Origin of the sequence: Streptomyces albus subsp. albus (assembly GCF_000725885.1) — a bacterium.
In the GTDB taxonomy this organism is placed as follows: Bacteria; Actinomycetota; Actinomycetes; order Streptomycetales; family Streptomycetaceae; genus Streptomyces; species Streptomyces albus.
In genome coordinates this window covers 136,434-156,838 of record NZ_JODR01000009.1, presented here as the reverse complement: position 1 = coordinate 156,838, position 20,405 = coordinate 136,434, and the positions used below count along the sequence as shown (strand labels likewise).

Below are 20,405 nucleotides of genomic sequence, written 5' to 3'. Positions count from 1 at the left end.
GCGCGGGGTGCGGCACCGGATGCCGTGCGGGGCACGGTCGTGGCGGCACAGGGACTGGAGCGCGGGCTATGTGACCGCGGAGAGCGCCGTGGTGATCCCGGCACTGGTGCTGCTGGTGGCCGGCCTGCTGTGGGGGCTGATGGCCGCGGTGACCCGCATCCAGTGCGTGGACGCGGCCCGGGCCGGGGCCCGGGCGGCGGCACGCGGCGAGACGCCGGACGGTGTGTCGGGTGCCGTGCGGTCGGCCGCCCCGTCCGGTGCCCGGCTGGAAGTGACGAGGGAGGGGGAGCTGGTGCGGGTCGCGGTGCGCGCCCGCACGGCCGGTCCCGGGCCGCTGACGCTGGAGCTGCGCTCCGAGGCGGTGGCGATGGCCGAGGCGGCGCCCCTCCCCGAGGAACGGGGGAAGGAGGAAGGCGGATGAGAAGGGGGCTGTGCGACGACCGGGGATCGGCGTCGGTGTGGGCGGCCCTGGCCGCGGTGGTGCTGTGCGGGGTGTTCGGCGCGGTCCTGGGTTACGGCCAGGCAGTGCACGTCCGCCACCGTGCGGGAGCGGCGGCGGACCTGGCGGCACTCGCGGCGGCCGACAGAGCGCTGGAGGGCCGGACCCGGGCCTGTGCCGCGGCCCGCCAGGTGGCGCGGGCCCAGGGCGCCCGCATCGTCCGGTGCGCCGTGCGGCAGGAGATCGCGGATCTGGACGCGCAGGCGCGCTGGGGGCCGTACACATCGCGGGTCCGGGCTCGCGCGGGGCCGCTGGGCGAGGCGCCGGCCGGCCAGGGAACAGGGCCGCCCGCGCGCACGGCGCGGGAGGCGGGCGTCTCCCGGTGGGGCAGCCGCCCGGCGCTGCGGTGAGAGGGCCACACGGCGTTGCGGGAACGCCCCCAGGGCTCGCGGGCCCGCCGTGTCACTCGGCGGAGCGCAGCAGCTCCGTCAGCAGGCGGACGGCGCCGCGCTTGTGGAGCGGGTCGTTGGCGTTGCCGCACTTGGGCGACTGGATGCAGGAAGGGCAGCCCGCCTCGCACTCGCAGGCGGCGATGGCATCCCGCGTGGCGGTCAGCCAGGCGCGGGCGGTGTGGAAGGCGCGCTCGGCGAAGCCCGCGCCGCCGGGCTGGCCGTCGTAGACGAAGACGGTGGGAAGGAGGGTGTCGGGATGCAGGGCGATGGAGACCCCGCCGATGTCCCAGCGGTCGCACGTGGCGAACAGCGGCAGGATGCCGATGGCGGCGTGCTCGGCGGCGTGCAGGGAGCCCGCCAGGATCTCGGGCGTGATGCGGGCGGCGTCGAGCTGGTCCTCGGTGACGGTCCACCACACGGCGCGGGTCCGCAGCGTGCGCGGCGGCAGGTCCAGTTTGGACTCCCCGAGGACCTCGCCGGTGATCAACCGACGGCGCAGATAGGAGACGACCTGGTTGGTCACCTCGACGGAGCCGAAGCACAGCCGCGCCTGTCCCCAGGCGACCTCCGCCTCGGTGTCCAGAACGGCGAGGGAGGTGGTGTCGCGCGCCATGGTCGTCCACGGCGGGCTGGCCTCCTCCACGAGCGCGGCGGAGTCCTCCAGGTCGAGCTGGCGCACCACATAGGTGCGGCCCTGGTGCAGGTGGACGGCGCCCTCGTGGACGGTCGTGTGCGCCGCGGCGGCGTCCACCGTGCCGAGGAGCCGGCCCGTGTCCGCCTCGACGACCTGTACCGGCCGGCCGCCGCTGCCGCGGATGTCGGTGAGGTCGGCGGCACGCTCCTTGCGGGTCCAGTGCCAGCCGGTACTGCGGCGGCGCAGCAGCTTGCGCTCTTCCAGCTTGCGCAGGAGAGAGCCGGTCTCCGGGCCGAAGAGGTCGAAGTCGGCCTCGGTGAGCGGGATCTCGGCTGCGGCTGCACACAGATGAGGAGCAAGCACGTAGGGGTTGTGCGGGTCCAGGACGGTCGACTCGACGGGGGTGGCGAAGATGGATTCGGGGTGGTGGACGAGATAGGTGTCCAGCGGCTCGTCGCGGGCGATCAGTACGACGAGGGCGCCCTGCCCGGCCCGCCCGGCGCGGCCCGCCTGCTGCCAGAGGGAGGCGCGGGTGCCCGGGTATCCGGTGATGAGGACCGCGTCCAGGCCCGAGATGTCGATGCCGAGTTCCAGCGCGTTGGTGGCCGCGAGCCCGAGCAGCTCCCCGCTGTGCAGGGCGCGCTCCAGGGCGCGGCGCTCCTCGGGCAGATAGCCGCCACGGTAGGCGGCGATCCGCGACGAGAGCCCGCCGCGCCGGCCGGCCCCGGGCACGGCACCTTCCGGCGCCCCACGCCCCGCCAGGTTGGGGCCCGTCGCCCCGGTGGGGGGAGCCCCCTCGGACCCCACGCCGGTGCCTGGCTCCGCGTGGCTGCCCGACCCGACGTGCGTGTCCGTCATCACGCCGATGTTCGTCGTCACGCCGATGTCCGTCAGCACGCCCGTGTCGGCCGGCACGCCCGGGTCCGGCCCGACGCCCTTGCCCGGCTCCACGCCCGTGTCCGGCTCGACACCCGCGTCCGGCCTCACGCCCTTGCCCGGCTCCGCACCCGTGTCCGGCCTCACGCCCGTGCCGGGGCCCGTAACCGCGCCCGGCGCAATACCCGGGCCGGGGCCGGCAACCGCCCTCGGCTCCTCACCCGCGTCCGGTGCTGCTCCCGTGGGTGGGATCACATCCGTCTCGTGCGCCGCCCACGGGTCCGGCGCCGGGGGCGGGCCGGGGTGCGGGGCCGTGTCCGGGTGCGCTCCCGGGATGCGGGGGGCGGGGATGCCGGCGAGGCGGTCCTGGGCGATGAGGGAGATCAACTCGGCGCCCCGGCGGGAGCGGACGAAGGCGACGGTGCGTACCCCGTCGAGGGCGAGATCCGTGAGGAGTTCGGCGGCCTCGGCGGTGGCCGTGCGGCGTACGGGTGCGCCGCGTTCGCCCTCGTACTCGGTCAGCGGCGGCTCCCACAGGGCGAAGACGGTCTCGCCGCGCGGGGAGGTGTCCTCGGTGATCTCGACGGGCCGTATGCCGGTGAGGCGGGCCGCGCCCTCGCCCGGCGTGGCGGCGGTGGCGGAGGCGAGCAGGAAGACGGGTTCGGCGCCGTAGCGGGCGCACACCCGCCGCAGCCGTCGCAGCACCTGGGCGACGTGGGAGCCGAAGACGCCGCGGTAGGTGTGGCACTCGTCGATGACGACGTAGCGCAGCGCGCGCAGGAAGGAGGACCACCGGGCGTGGCCGGGCAGCAGGCTGCGGTGGAGCATGTCGGGGTTGGTGAGGACGTAGTTGGCGTACAGCCGCACCCATTCGCGTTCTTCGACGGGGGTGTCCCCGTCGAAGACGGCGGGGCGTACGGCGGTGCCGAGCGGGGCGGCCAGGCCGGCCACGGCTCGCCGCTGGTCGGCGGCGAGGGCCTTGGTGGGGGCCAGGTAGAGCGCGGTGGCGCCGCGGCCGTTGGGGGCCTCGGAACCGTCCAGGAGGGTGCTGAGGACGGGGACGAGGTAGGAGAGGGATTTGCCGGAGGCGGTGCCCGTTGCGATGATCACGGAGTCGCCGGCGAGGGCGTGTGCGGCGGCGCGGGCCTGGTGCTCCCAGGGGCGCTCGATGCCCGTTCGGCGTACGGCCTCGATCACTTCCGGCCGGATCCGGTCGGGCCAATGCGCATGGCGACCGTTTCGCGGGGGCAAGTGCTCGGTATGGGTGACACGCCCGGCGCGGTCCGTCCCCCCGGTGAGACGAGCGAGCACATCGCGAGGGTCGCCGTGGGGAGCCGAGCGGTCGTGCTCGGCTCGCGGGCGTACGCTCGCGGACCGGGTGTGCTGTTCGTTGGCCATCGGTACCGAGTGTGTCACTGGCGAGGCGGACAATGGCCGCAAGGCGTCGTCCTCGCTGGCTGGTAAGTGATTGAATGCCTCTGCGGCTGCCGATCCGTCCCCTGCCTTTGGGGGTACCTCCCTCCGTCAGGGCAGGGGGAGGGAGAACCGAGGGGGCTGACCGCTCGATAGCAAGGTGCTGGAGGATCCGTGGACCTGTCCCTGTCGACCCGTACCGTCGGCGATCGCACGATCGTCGAGGTCGGTGGCGAGATTGATGTATACACCGCGCCCAAGCTGCGCGAGCAGCTGGTCGAGCTCGTGAACGACGGCAGCTACCACCTCGTCGTGGACATGGAGGGTGTCGACTTCCTCGACTCCACCGGACTCGGCGTGCTCGTCGGCGGGCTCAAGCGGGTGCGTGCGCACGAGGGCTCGCTGCGCCTGGTCTGCAACCAGGAGCGCATTCTCAAGATCTTCCGGATCACCGGGCTGACCAAGGTGTTCCCGATCCACTCCTCGGTCGACGAGGCCGTGGCGGCCACTGACTGACGCGCCCGGGCCGTCGGCCCCGCCTCGTGCGGGCCGGCGGCCCACAGCTTGACCGGAAGCGCGGTCGCCGGCGTCCGGCAGGCCGAGTCCCGGACGGGCCCCGCAGACACTCAGGTACACCGAGGGGGATGGCATGGCCACCGTTGAGCTGCTCTTCAGTGCGCTACCGGAGCACGTCCGTACGGCGCGGCTGGTGGCCGCCGCCGTGGCGCGGCGGGCCGGGGTCGACGAGGCGGTGCTCGACGAGGTGCGGCTTGCCGTCGGTGAGGCCTGCACGCGGGCCGTGGGTCTGCACATGAGCCACGGTCTGCACACACCGGTGCGGGTCTCGCTGATCGAGGACGAGAAGAAGTTCTCCATCGAGGTGGGCGACGACGCGCCGCACCGGCGCTTCTCGCTGCCCGGCGGCACCCTCGGGGCCTCCGGGCCCGCCACGGCGGAGGCCAACGGCGGGCGGAACGGCGGCGGCGCCGTCGGCAGCGGCCTGGTGGAGGCCGAGGGAGCGCTGCTGCCCGGAGCGCGGGGTGAGATCCCCGAACCGGTGCCCGAGGAGGACGAGGGCGACGGCGAGATGGGTCTCGCCGTGATCAGCGGTCTGGTGGACGACGTGGAGGTCACCACGGACGAGAACGGCGGGCTGATCCGGATGAGCTGGCCGACCACGGAGCCCGTCCTCCCCTGAATCTCCACCGTCCCACCCGCCTCACCCCGGTCATATGCCCGCCGCACCTGCGGCGGGTTTTTCCGTTTCCGGGGCCCTTTTGTCGATCTTTTCCGGCGATCATCACAAGATCCCGCGCGGTATTTTCCGGCCCCGCTGACCTGGCTCTAAACGGCGCCCGGCCGGATTTCCGGGTCACTCGATAGATCGTTTTCCCGCTGTCAGTTGAATTTGCTCCTTCCCTCGTGCGAGCGAATTACCGGGCTCGTGTCCGGCTGATCTTCGCCGTTCCCGGCGAATTCCCGCTGCTGCGCTCTGTTTTGATCCAGTGGCGCTCCCTACAATCCGTCCACATCTTTGCAGCAGGACGCCTGAGCGTGCTTGCGCGCGCCCATGTGCCAAACGTCAAGGAGGACGAATGGCGGGGCAACTCAGCCCACTTCACACCCCCCAGCACCTCGCGGACGCCGCGGAACTGACCAGTGGCAACCGGGGACTCGCGATCGTGATCGCGGTTGTCGCGCTCGCAGCGCTCGGCGTCGCGCTGGTGCTGGTACGACAAGTGCTCGCCGCGGGCGAGGGCACCGACAACATGAAGAAGATCGCAGCGGCCGTCCAGGAAGGCGCCAACGCCTACCTCGCGCGGCAGCTGCGCACCCTCGGTGTATTCGCCGTGGTGGTCTTCTTCCTGCTCATGCTGTTGCCGGCCGATGATATGAAACAGCGGATCGGCCGCTCGTTGTTCTTCCTGGTCGGTGCGGCTTTCTCGGCGGCCACCGGCTATATCGGTATGTGGCTCGCGGTGCGCAGCAATGTGCGTGTGGCTGCTGCGGCGCGTGCGGCGACTCCGGTGCCGGCCCAGGCCGGACCGGAGAAGAGTGAGGCGGGTGAGATTTCCGCCGACCTCACCGCCGTTTCCCACAAGGCCATGAAGATCGCTTTCCGTACCGGTGGCGTCGTCGGCATGTTCACCGTCGGCCTCGGTCTGCTGGGCGCGGCCTGTGTGGTGCTCGTCTACGCGGCCGACGCGCCCAAGGTGCTGGAGGGCTTCGGTCTCGGCGCCGCGCTGATCGCGATGTTCATGCGTGTTGGCGGCGGGATTTTCACCAAGGCCGCGGACGTCGGGGCCGACCTCGTCGGCAAGGTCGAGCAGGGCATTCCCGAGGACGACCCGAGGAACGCGGCCACCATCGCGGACAACGTCGGCGACAACGTCGGCGACTGCGCCGGCATGGCGGCCGACCTGTTCGAGTCGTACGCCGTGACGCTGGTGGCCGCGCTGATCCTGGGCACCGCCGTCTTCGGGAACGAGGGGCTGATCTTCCCGCTGCTGGTGCCCGCCATCGGAGTGATCACCGCCATGATCGGCGTCTTCGCGGTGGCGCCGCGCCGCGCCGACCGCAGCGGGATGACGGCCATCAACCGTGGCTTCTTCATCTCGGCCGTGATCTCGCTGGTGCTGGTCGCCATCGCCGCCTTCGCGTACCTGCCCTCCAGCTACGCGGACCTCAAGGGCGTCTCGGGCGACGAGGCCGCTGACATCCTCGGCCACAGCGGCGACCCCCGCGTCCTGGCCATCGTCGCGGTGGCGATCGGCATCGTGCTGGCCGCCGTCATCCAGCAGCTGACCGGCTACTTCACCGAGACCACCCGCAAGCCGGTGCGCGACATCGGCAAGACCTCGCTGACCGGCCCGGCGACCGTCGTGCTCTCCGGCATCTCCATCGGCCTGGAGTCGGCCGTCTACACCGCCCTGCTGATCGGTCTCAGTGTCTACGGCGCCTTCCTGCTGGGCGGCGGCACGGTGATGCTGGCGCTGTTCGCGGTGGCGCTGGCCGGGACCGGGCTGCTGACCACGGTCGGGGTGATCGTCGCGATGGACACCTTCGGCCCGGTTTCCGACAACGCGCAGGGCATCGCCGAGATGTCCGGCGACGTCGAGGGCGCCGGCGCGCAGGTCCTCACCGATCTCGACGCGGTCGGCAACACCACCAAGGCGATCACCAAGGGCATCGCCATCGCCACGGCCGTGCTGGCCGCCGCCGCGCTCTTCGGTTCGTACCGCACCGAGCTGGGCAAGGCGCTGGCCGAGGCCGACCAGAGCGCGGGCAAGATGCTGGAACTGGTCGACATCGCCCAGCCCAGCACCCTCGTCGGGCTGATGTTCGGCGCCGCGGTGGTCTTCCTCTTCTCCGGGCTGGCCATCAACGCCGTCTCCCGCTCCGCCGGCTCCGTGGTCTTCGAGGTGCGGCGGCAGTTCCGCGAGAAGCCCGGGATCATGGACTACTCGCAGAAGCCGGAGTACGGCCGCGTCGTGGACATCTGCACCAAGGACGCGCTGCGCGAGCTGACCACGCCCGGGTTGCTGGCCGTCATGGCGCCGATCCTGGTCGGCTTCACCTTCGGAGTCGGCGCCCTCGCGGCGTTCCTGGCCGGTGCCATCGGCGCCGGCACGCTGATGGCCGTCTTCCTGGCGAACTCCGGCGGCGCCTGGGACAACGCCAAGAAGCTCGTCGAGGACGGTCACCACGGCGGCAAGGGCAGCGAGGCCCACGCGGCGACCGTGATCGGCGACACCGTGGGCGACCCGTTCAAGGACACCGCGGGTCCGGCGATCAACCCGCTGCTGAAGGTGATGAACCTGGTCGCACTGCTGATCGCGCCCGCCGTGGTGAAGTTCAGCTACGGCGACAGCCAGAGCGTGGGCGCACGGGTGCTGGTGGCGGCGATCGCCGTGCTGGTCATCGTCGGTGCCGTCTACGTCTCCAAGCGCCGTGGCATCGCGGTCGGCGAGGAGGCCGACGAGCCGAAGGTCACGCCGTCCGGGCCCGTCGGTCCGGTGGCCGCGCCGTGATTCTGCACCGACGGTGCGAGTGATCCGGAACTGACGGTGCGAATGACTCGGCACTGACCGCGCACAGCGGGTCAACCGACCGGCGGGCGGGACGCGTTGGCGTCCCGCCCGCCGTCCTGTGTGGGCTTTCTCTCAGTGCGTCGTGAGCCGGACAGGATGTCCGTGATGTCGCGCTCAGCCATTGGTGCAAATGGCTGCAATAGTAGGTATAAGGGTCTTCCGGCTCGCCGCCACTCCCTCCCTGGCGTGTATGTTCCGGGCCGAACAGCCATGAAGGGACCGATCCGGTGAACAAGAAGCTCGCGGCGGCGCTGTGCAGTGGTGCGGCACTCGTACTCGCGCTGACCGGTTGCAGCGACGACAGTGGCAAGAAGGACGAGTGGGCCAAGAACGTCTGCGACGACCTCCAGCCCCAGCTCAAGAAGATCGACGAAGCCAACGCGTCCATCGCCGAGGCATCGCGGGCCAACAAGTCCCCCGATGAGGTCAAGAAGGCCGACTCGGCCGCCTTCCAGAAGGTCTCCAACGCCTACCGGGCCATGGCCAAGGCCGTCCAGAAGGCGGGTGCCCCGCCGGTCGACAACGGCGACAAGCTCCAGAAGGACGCCGTCAAGGAGCTCAACGGCATCGCCGGTCAGTACAACGACCTCAAGACAGCGGCCGAGAAGCTGCCCACCGGCGACAAGTTCGACGAGGGCCTCGACAGCGTCGCCGCCAAGCTCAAGACGCTCGGCCAGAACGGCGACAAGGCGCTGCGCGAACTCCAGAAGGGCGAGGTCGGGCAGGCGATGGCCAAGCAGGAGAGCTGCAAGAAGTCCCGCGTCACGCAGAAGTGATCCGGGAGGGGCACTCCCGGCCGCCGGGCCCGGTGAGGGCGCCCGGCCGAGGGGCGCCCTCGGCCGGGCGGCCCGCGAGGGGCCCGCGGCTCGCGGGACTGGCCTACGTGAGGGGCCCGTGGCTCGCGCGCCGGGCCCACGTGAGGGATCTGCGTCTCACGGGTCGGGGCCACGTGGGGGCCCGCGGCTCGTGGGTTCGGAACCACAGCCTGTCGGCCCGGCGCCCCACACCGACCGGCCCATGGCGGAGCACTTCCGTCGGCTGCCCGAGCTGGTGGCTTCACGGCAGTGGCTCCGTGCGAGGGCCCTACGGCGGTGGCTCCATGCGAGCCGCCCCGCGCCGGCGTCCCCGCACTGACTGCCCCACGGTGGAGCACCTGCGTCGGCGTCCGATGCCGGCGGCTGCACGACGGTGGCTCCGCGCGCGGGGTCCCTCGTCGGCGGCCCACTGCAGCGGCTTCACACCGCCCCCCACACCGACGGCCCCACGTCGGCGCCCGCATTGGCGGCCTTACGTTGGCCGCCCTACGCCGGCCGCCCCGCACCGGCGCCCGCACCAGCGGCCCCACGCTGGCGCCCATACCGGTGGCTCCGCGTCGGCTGCCCCGTGCCGGCCGCCCCGCACCGGCGGCCCGGCCCCGCACCAGCGGCCCCACGTCGGCGCCCACACCGGCGGCCTCACACCAGCTGCCCTGTACCGGCGGCTCTGCGCCAGCCGCCCGCGCCGGCCGCCCCGTGCCGGCCGCCCCGCACCGGCGGCCCCGCACCGGCCGCCCGGCCCCACACCGGCCGTTCCGCGTCGGCGCCCCCAGACGGCGGACCCCGGCGCAGTCGTTCGGGACGGCGGACCCCGCCGCAGCCGTTCGCGACGGAGGCACCGCCAGGCCGTCCGTGGAGGCGTACGTACTCCGTGACCGGCCACCGGGCACCGCGCCGGGGGTGGCCCCGTTCGCGGTGGCGTGGCGGGGACGAAGGAGAATGGCGCGGGTGAGTACCAACGCACTGCCTGAGCCCGCGTCGGAAGAGGTCCGTCGGCTGCGGGAGGCCCTGCTGGGGGCCGGTTTCACCGCTGACGGGTTGCTCGAACTGCTCGGCGCCCCCGCCTACGCGGCCCTCGCGCGCGGCGAGACCGTTCCCGCTCTGCGCGCCACCCGTGGCCACAGCCCGCTGGAGACGCTGGTGCGGCTCTTCCTGCTCCAGCAGCCGGTGCCCGCCGAGCAGGCGCGGGCGGCGTTGCCGGTGGAGGAGGCGCTGGCCGGACGGTGGCTGGAGCCGGCCGACGGCTCGGACGGGGCGGTCCGCGCCACCGTGGACGTGCGCCCCTACAGCGGCCCGGAGGGCCAGGACTGGTGGATCGTCAGCGATCTGGGCCGCGCGGTGGGCGGCGCCCAGGGGGTGGGCGGTCCGCTGGACGCCGGGCGGGACGGTGCGGGGGAGACGGAGTCCGCCGCACGGCAGGATGTGGTGCTCGGCGTCGGGGGCGCGTCCACCACGCTGGCCGGCATCATGATCACCACGCCGGTGGGCCGCGCGCTCGACCTGGGGACCGGCTCCGGCGTCCAGGCGCTGCACGCGAGCAGGTTCGCCTCGCACGTCACCGCGACCGACCTCAATCCGCGTGCGCTGCGTTTCGCCGCGCTCACCCTCGCGCTGTCGGGTGCCACCCCGGCGGACCTGCGGCACGGCTCGCTGTTCGAGCCGGTGGCGGACGAGGAGCCGTACGACCTGATCGTCTCCAACCCGCCGTTCGTGATCTCGCCGGGTGCCCGTCTCACCTACCGGGACGGTGGAATGGCGGGGGACGACCTGTGCCGCACCCTCGTCCAGCAGGCGGCCCGTCGTCTGGCCCCCGGCGGTTACTGTCAGTTGCTGGCCAACTGGGAGCACCGGGAGGGCGAGGACTGGCGGGAGCGGGTCGGTGCGTGGGTGCCGCCCGGGTGCGACGCGTGGATCGTCCAGCGTGAGGAGCAGGATGTCACGCAGTACGCGGAGCTGTGGCTGAGGGACGCGGGCGACCACCGGGGGGACCCGGCGGCGTACGCGGAGCGCTACGACGCCTGGCTGGAGGAGTTCGCGGCACGCGGCACCAGGGCGGTCGGTTTCGGCTGGATCACGCTGCGGCGTTCGGACGCGGAGCAGCCGTCCGTGCTGGCCGAGGAGTGGCCGCACCCGGTGGAGCAGCCGCTGGGCGAGGTGATCCGGGCGCATTTCGAGCGGCAGGACTTCCTGCGGCGTACGCACGACGAGGCGCTGCTGGAGCACCGTTTCGTGCTCGCGGACGAGGTCGTCCAGGAGCAGGTCGGCGCGCCGGGCGCGGAGGACCCCGAGCACGTGGTGCTGCGGCAGAACCGCGGGATGCGGCGTGCGGTGACGGTGGACACGGTCGGCGCGGGCTTCGCGGGCGTGTGCGACGGGACGCTGAGCGCCTCCCGCATCCTGGAGGCGATCGGGCAGCTGCTGGGCGAGGACATCGCCGAGCTGCGCCGGCGGACGCCGGAGTCGATCCGGCTGCTGGTGGAGCAGGGTTTCCTGGTCCCGGTGACGGACTGAGCCGCACGGCACCCGCTCGGTCCGGGCAGGGACGCATCGGGCCGAGCCGTACCGTGCCGGCCAAGGCCAGGGGGCTACAGCACGTTTCTGGCCACCGTCCAGGCGACGGCGGTGGCCAGTACGGCCACCGTGCCGCGGGTGCTCAGGCGTGGCGCGTAGCGGCGTCCGCGCAGTCCCTCCCACAGCCAGCGGGCGGACAGGTAGCCGGCGACGGGGAGTCCGACGGTGAGCAGGGCGGCGTTGTCGTGGAACGCCGCGACCAGGTCGCCGTGCATCAGGTCGTAGGCCATGCGGGTGCCGCCGCAGGCGGGGCACAGCAGGCCGGTCGCCCAGTTGAAGGGGCAGCGCGGCAGCCAGCCACCGGGACGGTGGGGGTCGGTGCCCCACAGATAGCAGGCGCCGAGCAGACCGGCCGCCGCTGTGGCCAGCGGCGGTACGGCCGGGTGGGAGAGGGCGGCGCGAAGTCGGCCCACGGCTTCAGGGACGTTTTTGTTCGCCATGCGGCCTGCGCCTCCCCCTGTGGTGCGCAGCCCTCCCCCTGGGCTGGTGCCGGCCTCAGCCACGCAGGACGCGGCCGTCGCTGTCGGTGCGGTCGTCGCTGGTCAGGAAGAGGATGCCGTCGATCAGGGCCCAGACGCCGAAGCCGCCGCAGGTGAACAGCTGGGCTATGCCCATGCCGACGTGGCCGGTGTAGAAGCGGCCGATGCCCAGGCCGCCGATCAACAGCTGGAGCACCCCTGCGACGATCTTGGACTTGTGGGAGAGCGGCCGGCCGTACGGGTCGTAGCCGTAGGGCGCGTTCGGGTCGCCGGTGTACTGGCCGGGCATGGGCGCCATCGGCTGCTGGCCGGGGTAGCCGTAACCGGGCTGCGGGCCGGGGCCGGGCTGGCCCGGCGGCGGGGGCGCCTGGTTGTACGGGTTCTGGCCCGGTTGCTGCGGGTAGCCGTAACCGGGCTGGTTCGGGTTGGACACAAGACCTCCGAGGTCGAGCGGTACCTGGCTGATGTGCCCCCGACATGTTGCCAGAGCCGTCGGGCGGCGCCACGGCTGGTTGTCGGGTTACCGTTCGAGTGGCGTTGCCGACTTTTCCCGTTTGACATGGGGGCGGGAGGTACCGTCACACTCCGCAGCGATACCGATGCGAGACAGACAGCCGACCGGAGAGAAGAGAAGAGCAGAAGTTGTCCCCGACCCACGAGACAGCAAACGGCGGGCGCCGACTCGTGATCGTCGAGTCGCCTGCCAAGGCCAAGACGATCAAGGGCTATCTCGGCCCTGGCTACGTCGTCGAGGCCAGCGTCGGGCACATCCGCGACCTTCCCAACGGTGCGGCCGAGGTTCCCGCGAAGTACAAGGGTGAGCCCTGGGCCCGGCTCGGTGTGAACGTCGACCACGACTTCGAGCCGTTGTACGTGGTCAACAGCGACAAGAAGGACCAGGTCAAGAAGCTCAAGGAGCTGCTGGCCGACTCCGACGAGCTCTATCTGGCCACTGACGAGGACCGCGAGGGCGAGGCCATCGCCTGGCACCTGCAGGAGGTGCTCAAGCCGAAGGTCCCGGTCAAGCGGATGGTCTTCCACGAGATCACCAAGGACGCCATCCAGAACGCCGTGCGCAATCCGCGCAGTCTCAACCAGCGGCTGGTCGACGCGCAGGAGACCCGCCGGATCCTCGACCGGCTGTACGGGTACGAGGTCTCCCCGGTGCTGTGGAAGAAGGTCATGCCCCGGCTGTCGGCCGGCCGGGTGCAGTCCGTGGCCACCCGGCTGGTGGTCGAGCGGGAGCGGGAGCGCATGGCGTTCCGCTCCGCCGAGTACTGGGACCTGACGGGCACGTTCGCGACGGGGCAGGCGGGGGATGCCTCGGCGGGGGCGGGCGCCACGGGCGACCCGGCGACCTTCGGCGCCCGGCTGACCACGGTCGACGGACGCCGTATCGCCCAGGGTCGTGACTTCACCTCCGAGGGCCGCCTCAAGGACCCGGCCGCCGTCCTGCACCTGGACGAGGAGGCGGCGCGCACACTGGCCGCGGCGTTGGAGGACACCGACTTCTCGGTCCGCTCCGTCGAGTCCAAGCCCTACCGCCGCTCCCCGTACGCGCCCTTCCGTACGACGACGCTCCAGCAGGAGGCCAGCCGGAAGCTGGGCTTCGGCGCGAAGGCCACCATGCAGGTGGCGCAGAAGCTGTACGAGAACGGCTTCATCACCTACATGCGTACGGACTCCACGACGCTCTCGGACACGGCCGTGACCGCCGCCCGTGCGCAGGTCACCCAGCTGTACGGCGCCGACTACCTGCCGGACAAGCCGCGTACCTACGCCGGCAAGGTCAAGAACGCGCAGGAGGCGCACGAGGCGATCCGTCCCTCCGGGGACCGCTTCCGCACGCCCGCCGAGACGGGGCTGACGGGCGACCAGTTCAAGCTGTACGAGCTGATCTGGAAGCGGACGGTCGCCTCGCAGATGAAGGACGCCGTAGGCCAGTCCGTCACCGTGAAGGTCGGCGGCCGGTCGGCGGACGGCCGCGACGCCGAGTTCAGCGCCACCGGCAAGGTCATCACCTTCCACGGCTTCCTCAAGGCGTACGTCGAGGGCGCCGACGACCCGAACGCGGAACTGGACGACCGCGAGCGCCGGCTGCCGCAGGTAGCCGAGGGCGACCCGCTGCGCGCCGCGGAGATGTCCGTGGACGGTCACGCCACCAAGCCGCCGGCCCGCTACACCGAGGCGACGCTGGTCAAGGAGCTGGAAGAGCGCGAGATCGGACGCCCGTCCACCTACGCCTCGATCATCGGCACCATCCTGGACCGGCGGTACGTCTTCAAGAAGGGCACCGCCCTGGTGCCGTCCTTCCTGAGCTTCGCCGTGGTCGGGCTGCTGGAGAAGCACTTCGGCCGGCTGGTGGACTACGACTTCACCGCCAAGATGGAGGACGACCTCGACCGCATCGCCGCGGGCAACGCCGAGGCGGTGCCGTGGCTGCGCCGTTTCTACTTCGGCGAGGAGACGGACGGCGGTGCCGCGGGCGAGGCCGCGGCGGCCGGCAACGGCGACGGCGACCACCTGGGCGGCCTCAAGGAACTCGTCTCCGACCTGGGGGCGATCGACGCCAAGGGCGTCTCGTCCTTCCCGGTCGGCGAGGGCATCACGCTGCGGGTGGGCCGCTACGGCCCGTACGTGGAGGGCCCCAGCCCGAAGGAGGGCGAGCCCGGGCAGCGGGCCGATGTCCCCGACGATCTGCCGCCGGACGAGCTGACCGTCGAGTACGCCAAGGAACTGCTGGCCAAGCCCAGCGGTGACTTCGAACTGGGGACCGACCCGGAGACCGGCCGCCCGATCGTCGCCCGCGACGGCAGGTACGGCCCGTACGTCACCGAGGTGCTGCCCGAGGGCACTCCGAAGACGGGCAAGAACGCCGTCAAGCCGCGCACCGCGTCGCTCTTCCGCTCGATGTCGCTGGACACCGTGACGCTGGACGACGCGCTCAAGCTGCTGTCGCTGCCCCGCGTCGTCGGTGTGGACCCCGAGTCCGGCAACGAGATCACCGCGCAGAACGGCCGCTACGGTCCCTATCTGAAGAAGGGCACCGACTCGCGCTCCCTGGAGAGCGAGGAGCAGATCTTCACCATCACCCTCGACGAGGCGCTGGAGATCTACTCCAAGCCCAAGCAGCGGGGGCGGGCCGCGGCCAAACCGCCGCTCAAGGAGCTGGGGAACGACCCGGTCACGGAGCGTCCCGTCGTCGTCAAGGACGGCCGCTTCGGCCCGTACGTGACGGACGGCGAGACGAACGCGACGCTGCGGCGGGACGACGACGTCGAGACGATCACGCCCGAGCGCGGTTTCGAACTGCTCGCCGAGAAGCGGGCGAAGGGGCCCGCGAAGAAGAAGGCGGCGGCGAAGAAGGCCCCGGCGAAGAAGACGGCCACCAAGAAGACGGCCGCTTCGAAGAAGACCGCTGCCAAGAAGACGACGGCCAAGAAGACCGCCGCCAAGAAGGGCTCCGCCGCGAAGAAGTCCTCGGACGAGTAGCAGCGGGGCGGGCGGACGCGGGGGAGGGAAGAGCCGCATCAGACAGATGTTCGGGTGTGCATCCGGTTGGCCCCTCCCTCCCTATACGCTGGCGGAATGAAGTCTTCGCCCCCAACCGCTCCGGACGACTCCCTCGCCGCGGAATCCCGTGAGGGCGCCGTGTCCGCGCTGTTGCGTTTCCCGCCGTTGAAGCGGCTGTGGACGGCGCAGTTCACCAGTGGGATCGGCGACATGCTGGGCCTTCTGGTGCTGCTGTTGTTGGCGATGCAGGCGGCAGCCGTCAGCGGAGTGTCCGGGCACCCGGTCTTCGGCGGCGGGTACCGCGGTATGGCGCTCGTCGTCGCCGTCGTCTTCGGCCTGCGGCTGCTCGCCACCCTTCTGTTCGGCGCCGTCCTGCTCGGCCCCGTCTCCTCCCTGGTGAGCGGAGCCGACGACGGGACGAAGACCGGCGGCACGGACCCCCGGGGCACCGGCCGGCCGGCCGGGACGGGGCAGGCCGCCGGGGACGGGACGGCCACACCGACCGTCGTCCTGACGAAGCTCAGCGCGAAACTCGGCGCGAAACCCGGCGCGCAACCGGACGCGGGCGCCGCCAAGTCCGACACGGACGCCGCCAAGCCGGCGGCGGGCGCCGCGAACAACCGGCGCAAGCCCGTTCTCGACCGCCGCTGGACCCTCTTCGGCACCGACGTGCTGCGCGCCGTCGCACTGGTCGTCGCACCGCTGTGGATCGACTGGACCCCCGGCAGCGCCTTCGTCATCCTCCTGGTCACCGTCTTCGTCACCGGCACCGCCGAGCGGCTCTCCACCGTCACCCGGGACAGCGCGGCCCCCGCCCTGCTCCCCGCGGCACCCCCGTGGGGCGCGGCCGTACGCCCGCTGCCCGACCACCACGACGCGCTGCGCCGCCTGTGGCTGCGCACCGGCTTCGTCGCCCTGCCGCTGGCCACCGCCGGACTGGTGCTCATCAGCCTGGTCAACAACCTGTTCGGCGCGGGCATCGACTGGTTCGCCTCCCACCAGTCCGCGCTCGCCTCCTACGTGGCGGCCGGACTGTTCGCCGCAGCGGCGGCCGTCGGCTACTTCCTCGAACTGCCGGACACCCACACCCCGCGCCCCCGCTCGCCGCTGGAGGGGCTGCGCAGGCCGCAGACCGGCACCGGCCCCGACAAGGGCCGCACCGGCGCCGTCCCGCTGCTGGTGCTCGCGGGCGCCGCGATCAGCGGGGCCATCGCGGCAGCCGTCGCCCTCGCACCGCTGCACGCGGCCGACCTCGGCGGCGGCCCCGTCGCCTTCGGGCTGCTCACCCTGATGCTGACCGGCGGCACCGTCGCCGGTATCCGGCTGGCGCCGCACACCCTCCCGTCGCTGTCCCGGCGCCGGCTCCTCGCGCTCGTCATCGCCCTCACCGGGGTGGCGCTGCTCGCGGCCGGACTGGTGGGCGACACTGCCACCGTCATCGGTCTGGCCCTGCTGGCCGGCGTCGGCGCGGGCATCGCGGCCAACACCCTGCACGCACTGCTCGACCAGGAGACCGAGGCCGCCCGCCGGCCCCGTACCACCGAACACCTCCAGGCCGTCGTACGGCTCTCGCTGGCGGTGGCCGCGCTGCTCGCCCCCGTGGTGGCCGCCCTCATCGGGCCGCACCGGGTGGAGGACGGCGCCTTCGTGTTCGACCACGGCGGGGCCTCGTTCACGCTGATGCTCGTCGGCGCGCTGCTGCTGCCGGTCGGCGCCGTACTGCTGGGCCGCACGGACGACCGGCAGGGCGTCCCGCTCCGCCGCGACCTGCTGGAGGCGTTCGGCGGCGGCCGGCCGCGCCACGCGCCCGCCGGCAACGGCTTCTTCCTCGTCCTGGAAGGCGGCGACGGCGCCGGAAAGTCCACCCAGGTCGAAGCGCTCGCCGACTGGATCAGGGCCAAGGGGCACGAGGTGGTCGTCACCAAGGAGCCCGGCTCGACCCCCGTCGGCAAGCGGCTGCGCTCCATCCTGCTGGACGTCTCCTCGTCCGGCCTCTCGCACCGTGCCGAGGCCCTGCTGTACGCCGCCGACCGGGCCGAACACGTCGACACGGTCGTGCGGCCCGCGCTGGAACGCGGCGCCATCGTCATCTCCGACCGGTACGTGGACTCCTCCGTCGCCTACCAGGGCGCAGGCCGCGACCTGTCCCCGACCGAGATCGCCCGCATCTCCCGCTGGGCGACCGACGGACTCGTCCCCCACCTGACGGTGCTGCTGGACGTCGCGCCCGAGACGGCCCGCGAACGGTTCACCGAGGCACCCGACCGTCTGGAGTCCGAGCCGCTGGAGTTCCACCAGCGCGTGCGGTCCGGCTTCCTGACCCTCGCCGCCGCCGACCCGGCCCGCTATCTGGTCGTCGACGGCGGACAGGAGCCGGAGGCCGTCACCACCGTCATCCGGCACCGCCTCGACCAGGTGCTGCCCCTCTCCGAGGCCGAGAAGAAGGCCCAGGAGGAGGCCCGCAAGCGGGCCGAGGAGGAAGCCCGCCGCAAGGCGGAGGAAGAGGCACGCCGCAAGGCCGAGGAGGAGCGCAAGGAGCGCGAGCGCCAGGAGCAGCTGGCCAAGCTCCGCCGCGAGGAGGAGGAGCGCAAGCGCCGCGAGGCCGAACTGGAGCGGCGCCGCGAGGAGGCCAGGCGCGCCGAGGAGGAGCGCAAGCAGGCCGAGGAGGCCCGCCGCATCGCCGAGGAGGAGCGCAAGCGCCGCGAGGCCGAACAGCGCGCCTGGGAGGAGGAGCAGGAGCGGCTCCGCAAGCGCGCCGAGGAGGAGAAGCGGCTCCGTGCCGAGGCCGAGGAGCGCCGCCGCGAGCGGCAGCGCAAGGCCGAGGAGGCGCTGCGCCGCGCGGAGGAGGCCCGCAAGGCGGCCGAGGCCGAAGCCGCGGCGAAGGCGGCGGCGGAAGCGGAGGCCGCGGCCGAGGCGGAGGCCGATGCGCGCGCCGAGGCGGACGCGGAGGCCCGCGCGAAGGCGGAGGCGGACGCCCGTGCCAGGGCGCGGGCCGAGGCCCGCACCAGGGCTGCGGGGGAGGCGGGCCCGGAGGCGGACACCGCGCCGGCGGCCGGCACCGCGACGCACGCGGACACCGCGCCGGATGCGGGGACGAAGCCCGGCTCCACCGGCACGTCCGGCAGCGACAGGAAGGGCGGCGCCACCGGCACGTCCGGCACCGGCGGCAAGGCCGGCTCCACCGGCACGTCCGGCACCGGCGGCAAGGCCGGGGCCGGGGACGCGGCGGCCCGGGCGGAGTCCGGGAGCGCGGGGCGGACACCCGAGGGTGAGACACCGGATGCCGGTGAGCCGCGTGAGATCGATCCGGACGGCTCCGAGGCGGACACCGCGCAGATCCCGCAGGTGCACCCGGAGAACAACCAGACACCCGACGCCGAGGACACCACCCGGCTGCCGCGCCCCGCGGTCACCTCGCCCGAGGAGGAGACGACGGTGCTGCCGCGTATCCCGGACGACGAGGACACCCGCGAGACCGCTGTCCTACCGCAGTTCCAGGAGCCGGCCGACTCCGACGAGGACCGCACCCGCGAGCTGCCGCAGATCGACCCGGCCACCGCCCGTCCCCGCCCCTCGTGGGCGGAGGACGCGCCTGTCGACGAGACAGCCGAGGCCGAGGACGAGGCGCCGACGCTGGCGGACAGGCTCCTGGGCCCCCACGAGGACGACGCGGAGGACGAGGCGGCCGGCGACGACCGCCGCCGTCGCCGCTAGGCGGCTCCGCCCGAGACCCCGCGTCGGTCTCGCGGCACCACTGGAGGGGGCGGCATCCCGGCCGCCCCCTCCAGCCGCGTCCCGGCCCGCGCCGCCCCGGTCCGGGCTGTCACCGCCATCCGCGACAATGGTTCCCATGGCGGTGTGGGACGACCTGGTGGGCCAGGAGCGGGCGGTACGGCAGCTCACCGCTGCGGCCCGCGACGCGGACGCGTACGTGACGGCGGAGGCCGAGGAGGGCGGCTCGGCCGTCCTCTCCGGCTCCGCGATGACCCACGCCTGGCTGTTCACGGGCCCGCCCGGCGCCGGCCGCGAGCAGGCGGCCCGCGCCTTCGCCGCCGCCCTCCAGTGCGTGAGCCCCGACCGGGCGCTGGGCGGCAGCCCGGGCTGCGGCTTCTGCGAGGGCTGCCACACCACGATGGTCGGCACGCACGCGGACGTGACGGTCGTGCGTACGGATCTGCTGTCCATTGGCGTCAAGGAGACCCGTGCGCTGGTGCGGGAGGCGCAGATGTCACCGGCGGGCGGGCGCTGGCAGGTCATCGTCCTGGAGGACGCCGACCGTCTCACCGAGGGCGCCGGCAACGTCCTGCTCAAAGCCGTCGAGGAGCCCGCACCGCGCACGGTGTGGCTGCTGTGCGCCCCCTCCACCGAAGACGTGCTGCCGACGATCCGCTCCCGCTGCCGTCACCTGTCGCTGCGGACGCCGCCGGTCGAAGCCGTCGCGGACCTGCTGATGCGGCGGGACGGCATCGACCCCGAGACGGCGGCCTTCGCCGCCCGCGCCACCCAGGGCCACATCGAACGGGCGCTGCGGCTGGCCACCGACGAGCGCGCCCGTGCCCGCCGGCAGGCGGTGCTGAAGCTGCCCGGCCGGGTGGACGACGTGGGCGGTGCCCTGCGCGCGGCGCAGGAACTGATCGACGCGGCGGCCGAGGACGCCAAACAGGTCGCGGAGGAACTCGACGCCAAGGAGACGGAGGAACTGCGGGCCGCCCTCGGAGCCGCGGAGGGCAAACGGCTGCCCCGCGGCACGGCCGGCGCCATGAAGGAGCTGGAGGACAAGCAGAAGCGCCGCTCCACCCGTACCCAGCGCGACTCCCTCGACCTGGCGCTGTCCGACCTGACGGCGTTCTACCGCGACGTACTGGCCCGCCAGCTCGGCTCCTCCGTCGCCCTCTCGCACGACGAGTCGGCCACGCAGATCGGCCAACTCGCCGCCACCTCCCGCCCCGAGCAGACGCTGCGCCGTATCGAGGCCGTACTGGAGTGCCGCCGCGCCCTGGACCGCAACGTCGCCCCCCTGCTGGCCGTCGAAGCCATGACGATGGCGCTGCGCGCCGGCTGAGACCCGCGCCCGCCCTGTGGCCCGGCGGAGTTGACGCGCCAGGGCGTGCCCGTGGGCGAC

Annotated in this window: 13 protein-coding genes; 10 read left to right on the top strand and 3 right to left on the bottom strand. The window is 73.0% G+C overall.

Features of this window, described 5'->3' with window-relative positions; all coding sequences use genetic code 11:
• Positions 1-70 precede the first annotated feature (70 nt).
• Complete coding sequence (locus tag IO40_RS33455) at positions 71-421, top strand: TadE family type IV pilus minor pilin (RefSeq protein WP_016473003.1); 351 nt, start codon at positions 71-73, stop codon at positions 419-421.
• A complete protein-coding gene (locus IO40_RS0111805) occupies positions 418-849 on the top strand; it encodes an Rv3654c family TadE-like protein (protein ID WP_031032147.1) in 432 nt (143 codons plus the stop codon). The genes IO40_RS33455 and IO40_RS0111805 overlap by 4 nt, the downstream gene beginning before the upstream one ends.
• A 52-nt stretch (positions 850-901) precedes the next feature.
• Here IO40_RS0111805 and IO40_RS0111800 read toward each other — a convergent pair whose 3' ends face one another.
• A complete protein-coding gene (locus IO40_RS0111800; protein WP_425264239.1) occupies positions 902-3,799 on the bottom strand; it encodes a DEAD/DEAH box helicase in 2,898 nt (965 codons plus the stop codon).
• 189 nt (positions 3,800-3,988) lie between these two features.
• Here IO40_RS0111800 and bldG point away from each other — a divergent pair, with 189 nt between their 5' ends.
• The 5 genes from bldG (at position 3,989) to IO40_RS0111775 (ending at position 11,231) form a co-directional block, all read left to right on the top strand.
• Complete coding sequence (bldG, locus tag IO40_RS0111795) at positions 3,989-4,330, top strand: anti-sigma factor antagonist BldG (RefSeq protein ID WP_016473000.1); 342 nt, start codon at positions 3,989-3,991, stop codon at positions 4,328-4,330.
• Positions 4,331-4,463: 133 nt separating this feature from the next.
• Positions 4,464-5,012 carry an ATP-binding protein gene (locus IO40_RS0111790; protein WP_016472999.1) on the top strand — a complete coding sequence of 183 codons (549 nt, stop codon included), beginning with the start codon at positions 4,464-4,466 and terminating at the stop codon, positions 5,010-5,012.
• 397 nt (positions 5,013-5,409) lie between these two features.
• A complete protein-coding gene (locus tag IO40_RS0111785) occupies positions 5,410-7,845 on the top strand; it encodes a sodium-translocating pyrophosphatase (RefSeq protein ID WP_031032141.1) in 2,436 nt (811 codons plus the stop codon).
• Positions 7,846-8,132: 287 nt separating this feature from the next.
• Positions 8,133-8,681: a hypothetical protein gene (locus tag IO40_RS0111780; protein WP_016472997.1), complete on the top strand. Its 549-nt coding sequence runs from the start codon at positions 8,133-8,135 to the stop codon at positions 8,679-8,681.
• 978 nt (positions 8,682-9,659) lie between these two features.
• Entirely contained in the window at positions 9,660-11,231 is a 1,572-nt protein-coding gene (locus IO40_RS0111775; protein ID WP_033229632.1) for a DUF7059 domain-containing protein, read from the top strand.
• A gap of 74 nt (positions 11,232-11,305) precedes the next feature.
• Here IO40_RS0111775 and IO40_RS0111770 read toward each other — a convergent pair whose 3' ends face one another.
• Together IO40_RS0111770 and IO40_RS0111765 are read right to left on the bottom strand one after the other, a co-directional pair.
• Complete coding sequence (locus IO40_RS0111770) at positions 11,306-11,731, bottom strand: DUF2752 domain-containing protein (protein ID WP_016472994.1); 426 nt, start codon at positions 11,729-11,731, stop codon at positions 11,306-11,308.
• 55 nt (positions 11,732-11,786) lie between these two features.
• On the bottom strand, positions 11,787-12,203 hold the full coding sequence (locus tag IO40_RS0111765) for a TM2 domain-containing protein (protein ID WP_016472993.1): 417 nt from the start codon (positions 12,201-12,203) through the stop codon (positions 11,787-11,789).
• 209 nt (positions 12,204-12,412) lie between these two features.
• Between IO40_RS0111765 and topA the strand changes: the two genes are divergently transcribed.
• From topA to IO40_RS0111750, 3 genes are all read left to right on the top strand, one after another.
• Positions 12,413-15,262, top strand: a complete 2,850-nt coding sequence (gene topA / locus IO40_RS0111760) for a type I DNA topoisomerase (RefSeq protein ID WP_031032136.1) — start codon at positions 12,413-12,415, stop codon at positions 15,260-15,262.
• A gap of 159 nt (positions 15,263-15,421) precedes the next feature.
• On the top strand, positions 15,422-18,997 hold the full coding sequence (gene tmk / locus IO40_RS0111755; RefSeq protein WP_031175379.1) for a dTMP kinase: 3,576 nt from the start codon (positions 15,422-15,424) through the stop codon (positions 18,995-18,997).
• 136 nt (positions 18,998-19,133) lie between these two features.
• Complete coding sequence (locus tag IO40_RS0111750) at positions 19,134-20,345, top strand: DNA polymerase III subunit delta' (RefSeq protein ID WP_016472990.1); 1,212 nt, start codon at positions 19,134-19,136, stop codon at positions 20,343-20,345.
• The last annotated feature ends 60 nt before the right edge of the window (positions 20,346-20,405 follow it).

Coding starts and splice junctions, on each gene's coding strand:
- IO40_RS0111770 (WP_016472994.1), bottom strand. CDS start 11,731: ATGGCGAACAAAAACGTCCCTGAAGCCGTGGGCCGACTTCGCGCCGCC.
- IO40_RS0111790 (WP_016472999.1), top strand. CDS start 4,464: ATGGCCACCGTTGAGCTGCTCTTCAGTGCGCTACCGGAGCACGTCCGT.
- IO40_RS0111800 (WP_425264239.1), bottom strand. CDS start 3,799: ATGGCCAACGAACAGCACACCCGGTCCGCGAGCGTACGCCCGCGAGCC.
- IO40_RS0111805 (WP_031032147.1), top strand. CDS start 418: ATGAGAAGGGGGCTGTGCGACGACCGGGGATCGGCGTCGGTGTGGGCG.
- IO40_RS0111750 (WP_016472990.1), top strand. CDS start 19,134: ATGGCGGTGTGGGACGACCTGGTGGGCCAGGAGCGGGCGGTACGGCAG.
- IO40_RS0111775 (WP_033229632.1), top strand. CDS start 9,660: ATGGCGCGGGTGAGTACCAACGCACTGCCTGAGCCCGCGTCGGAAGAG.
- IO40_RS0111785 (WP_031032141.1), top strand. CDS start 5,410: ATGGCGGGGCAACTCAGCCCACTTCACACCCCCCAGCACCTCGCGGAC.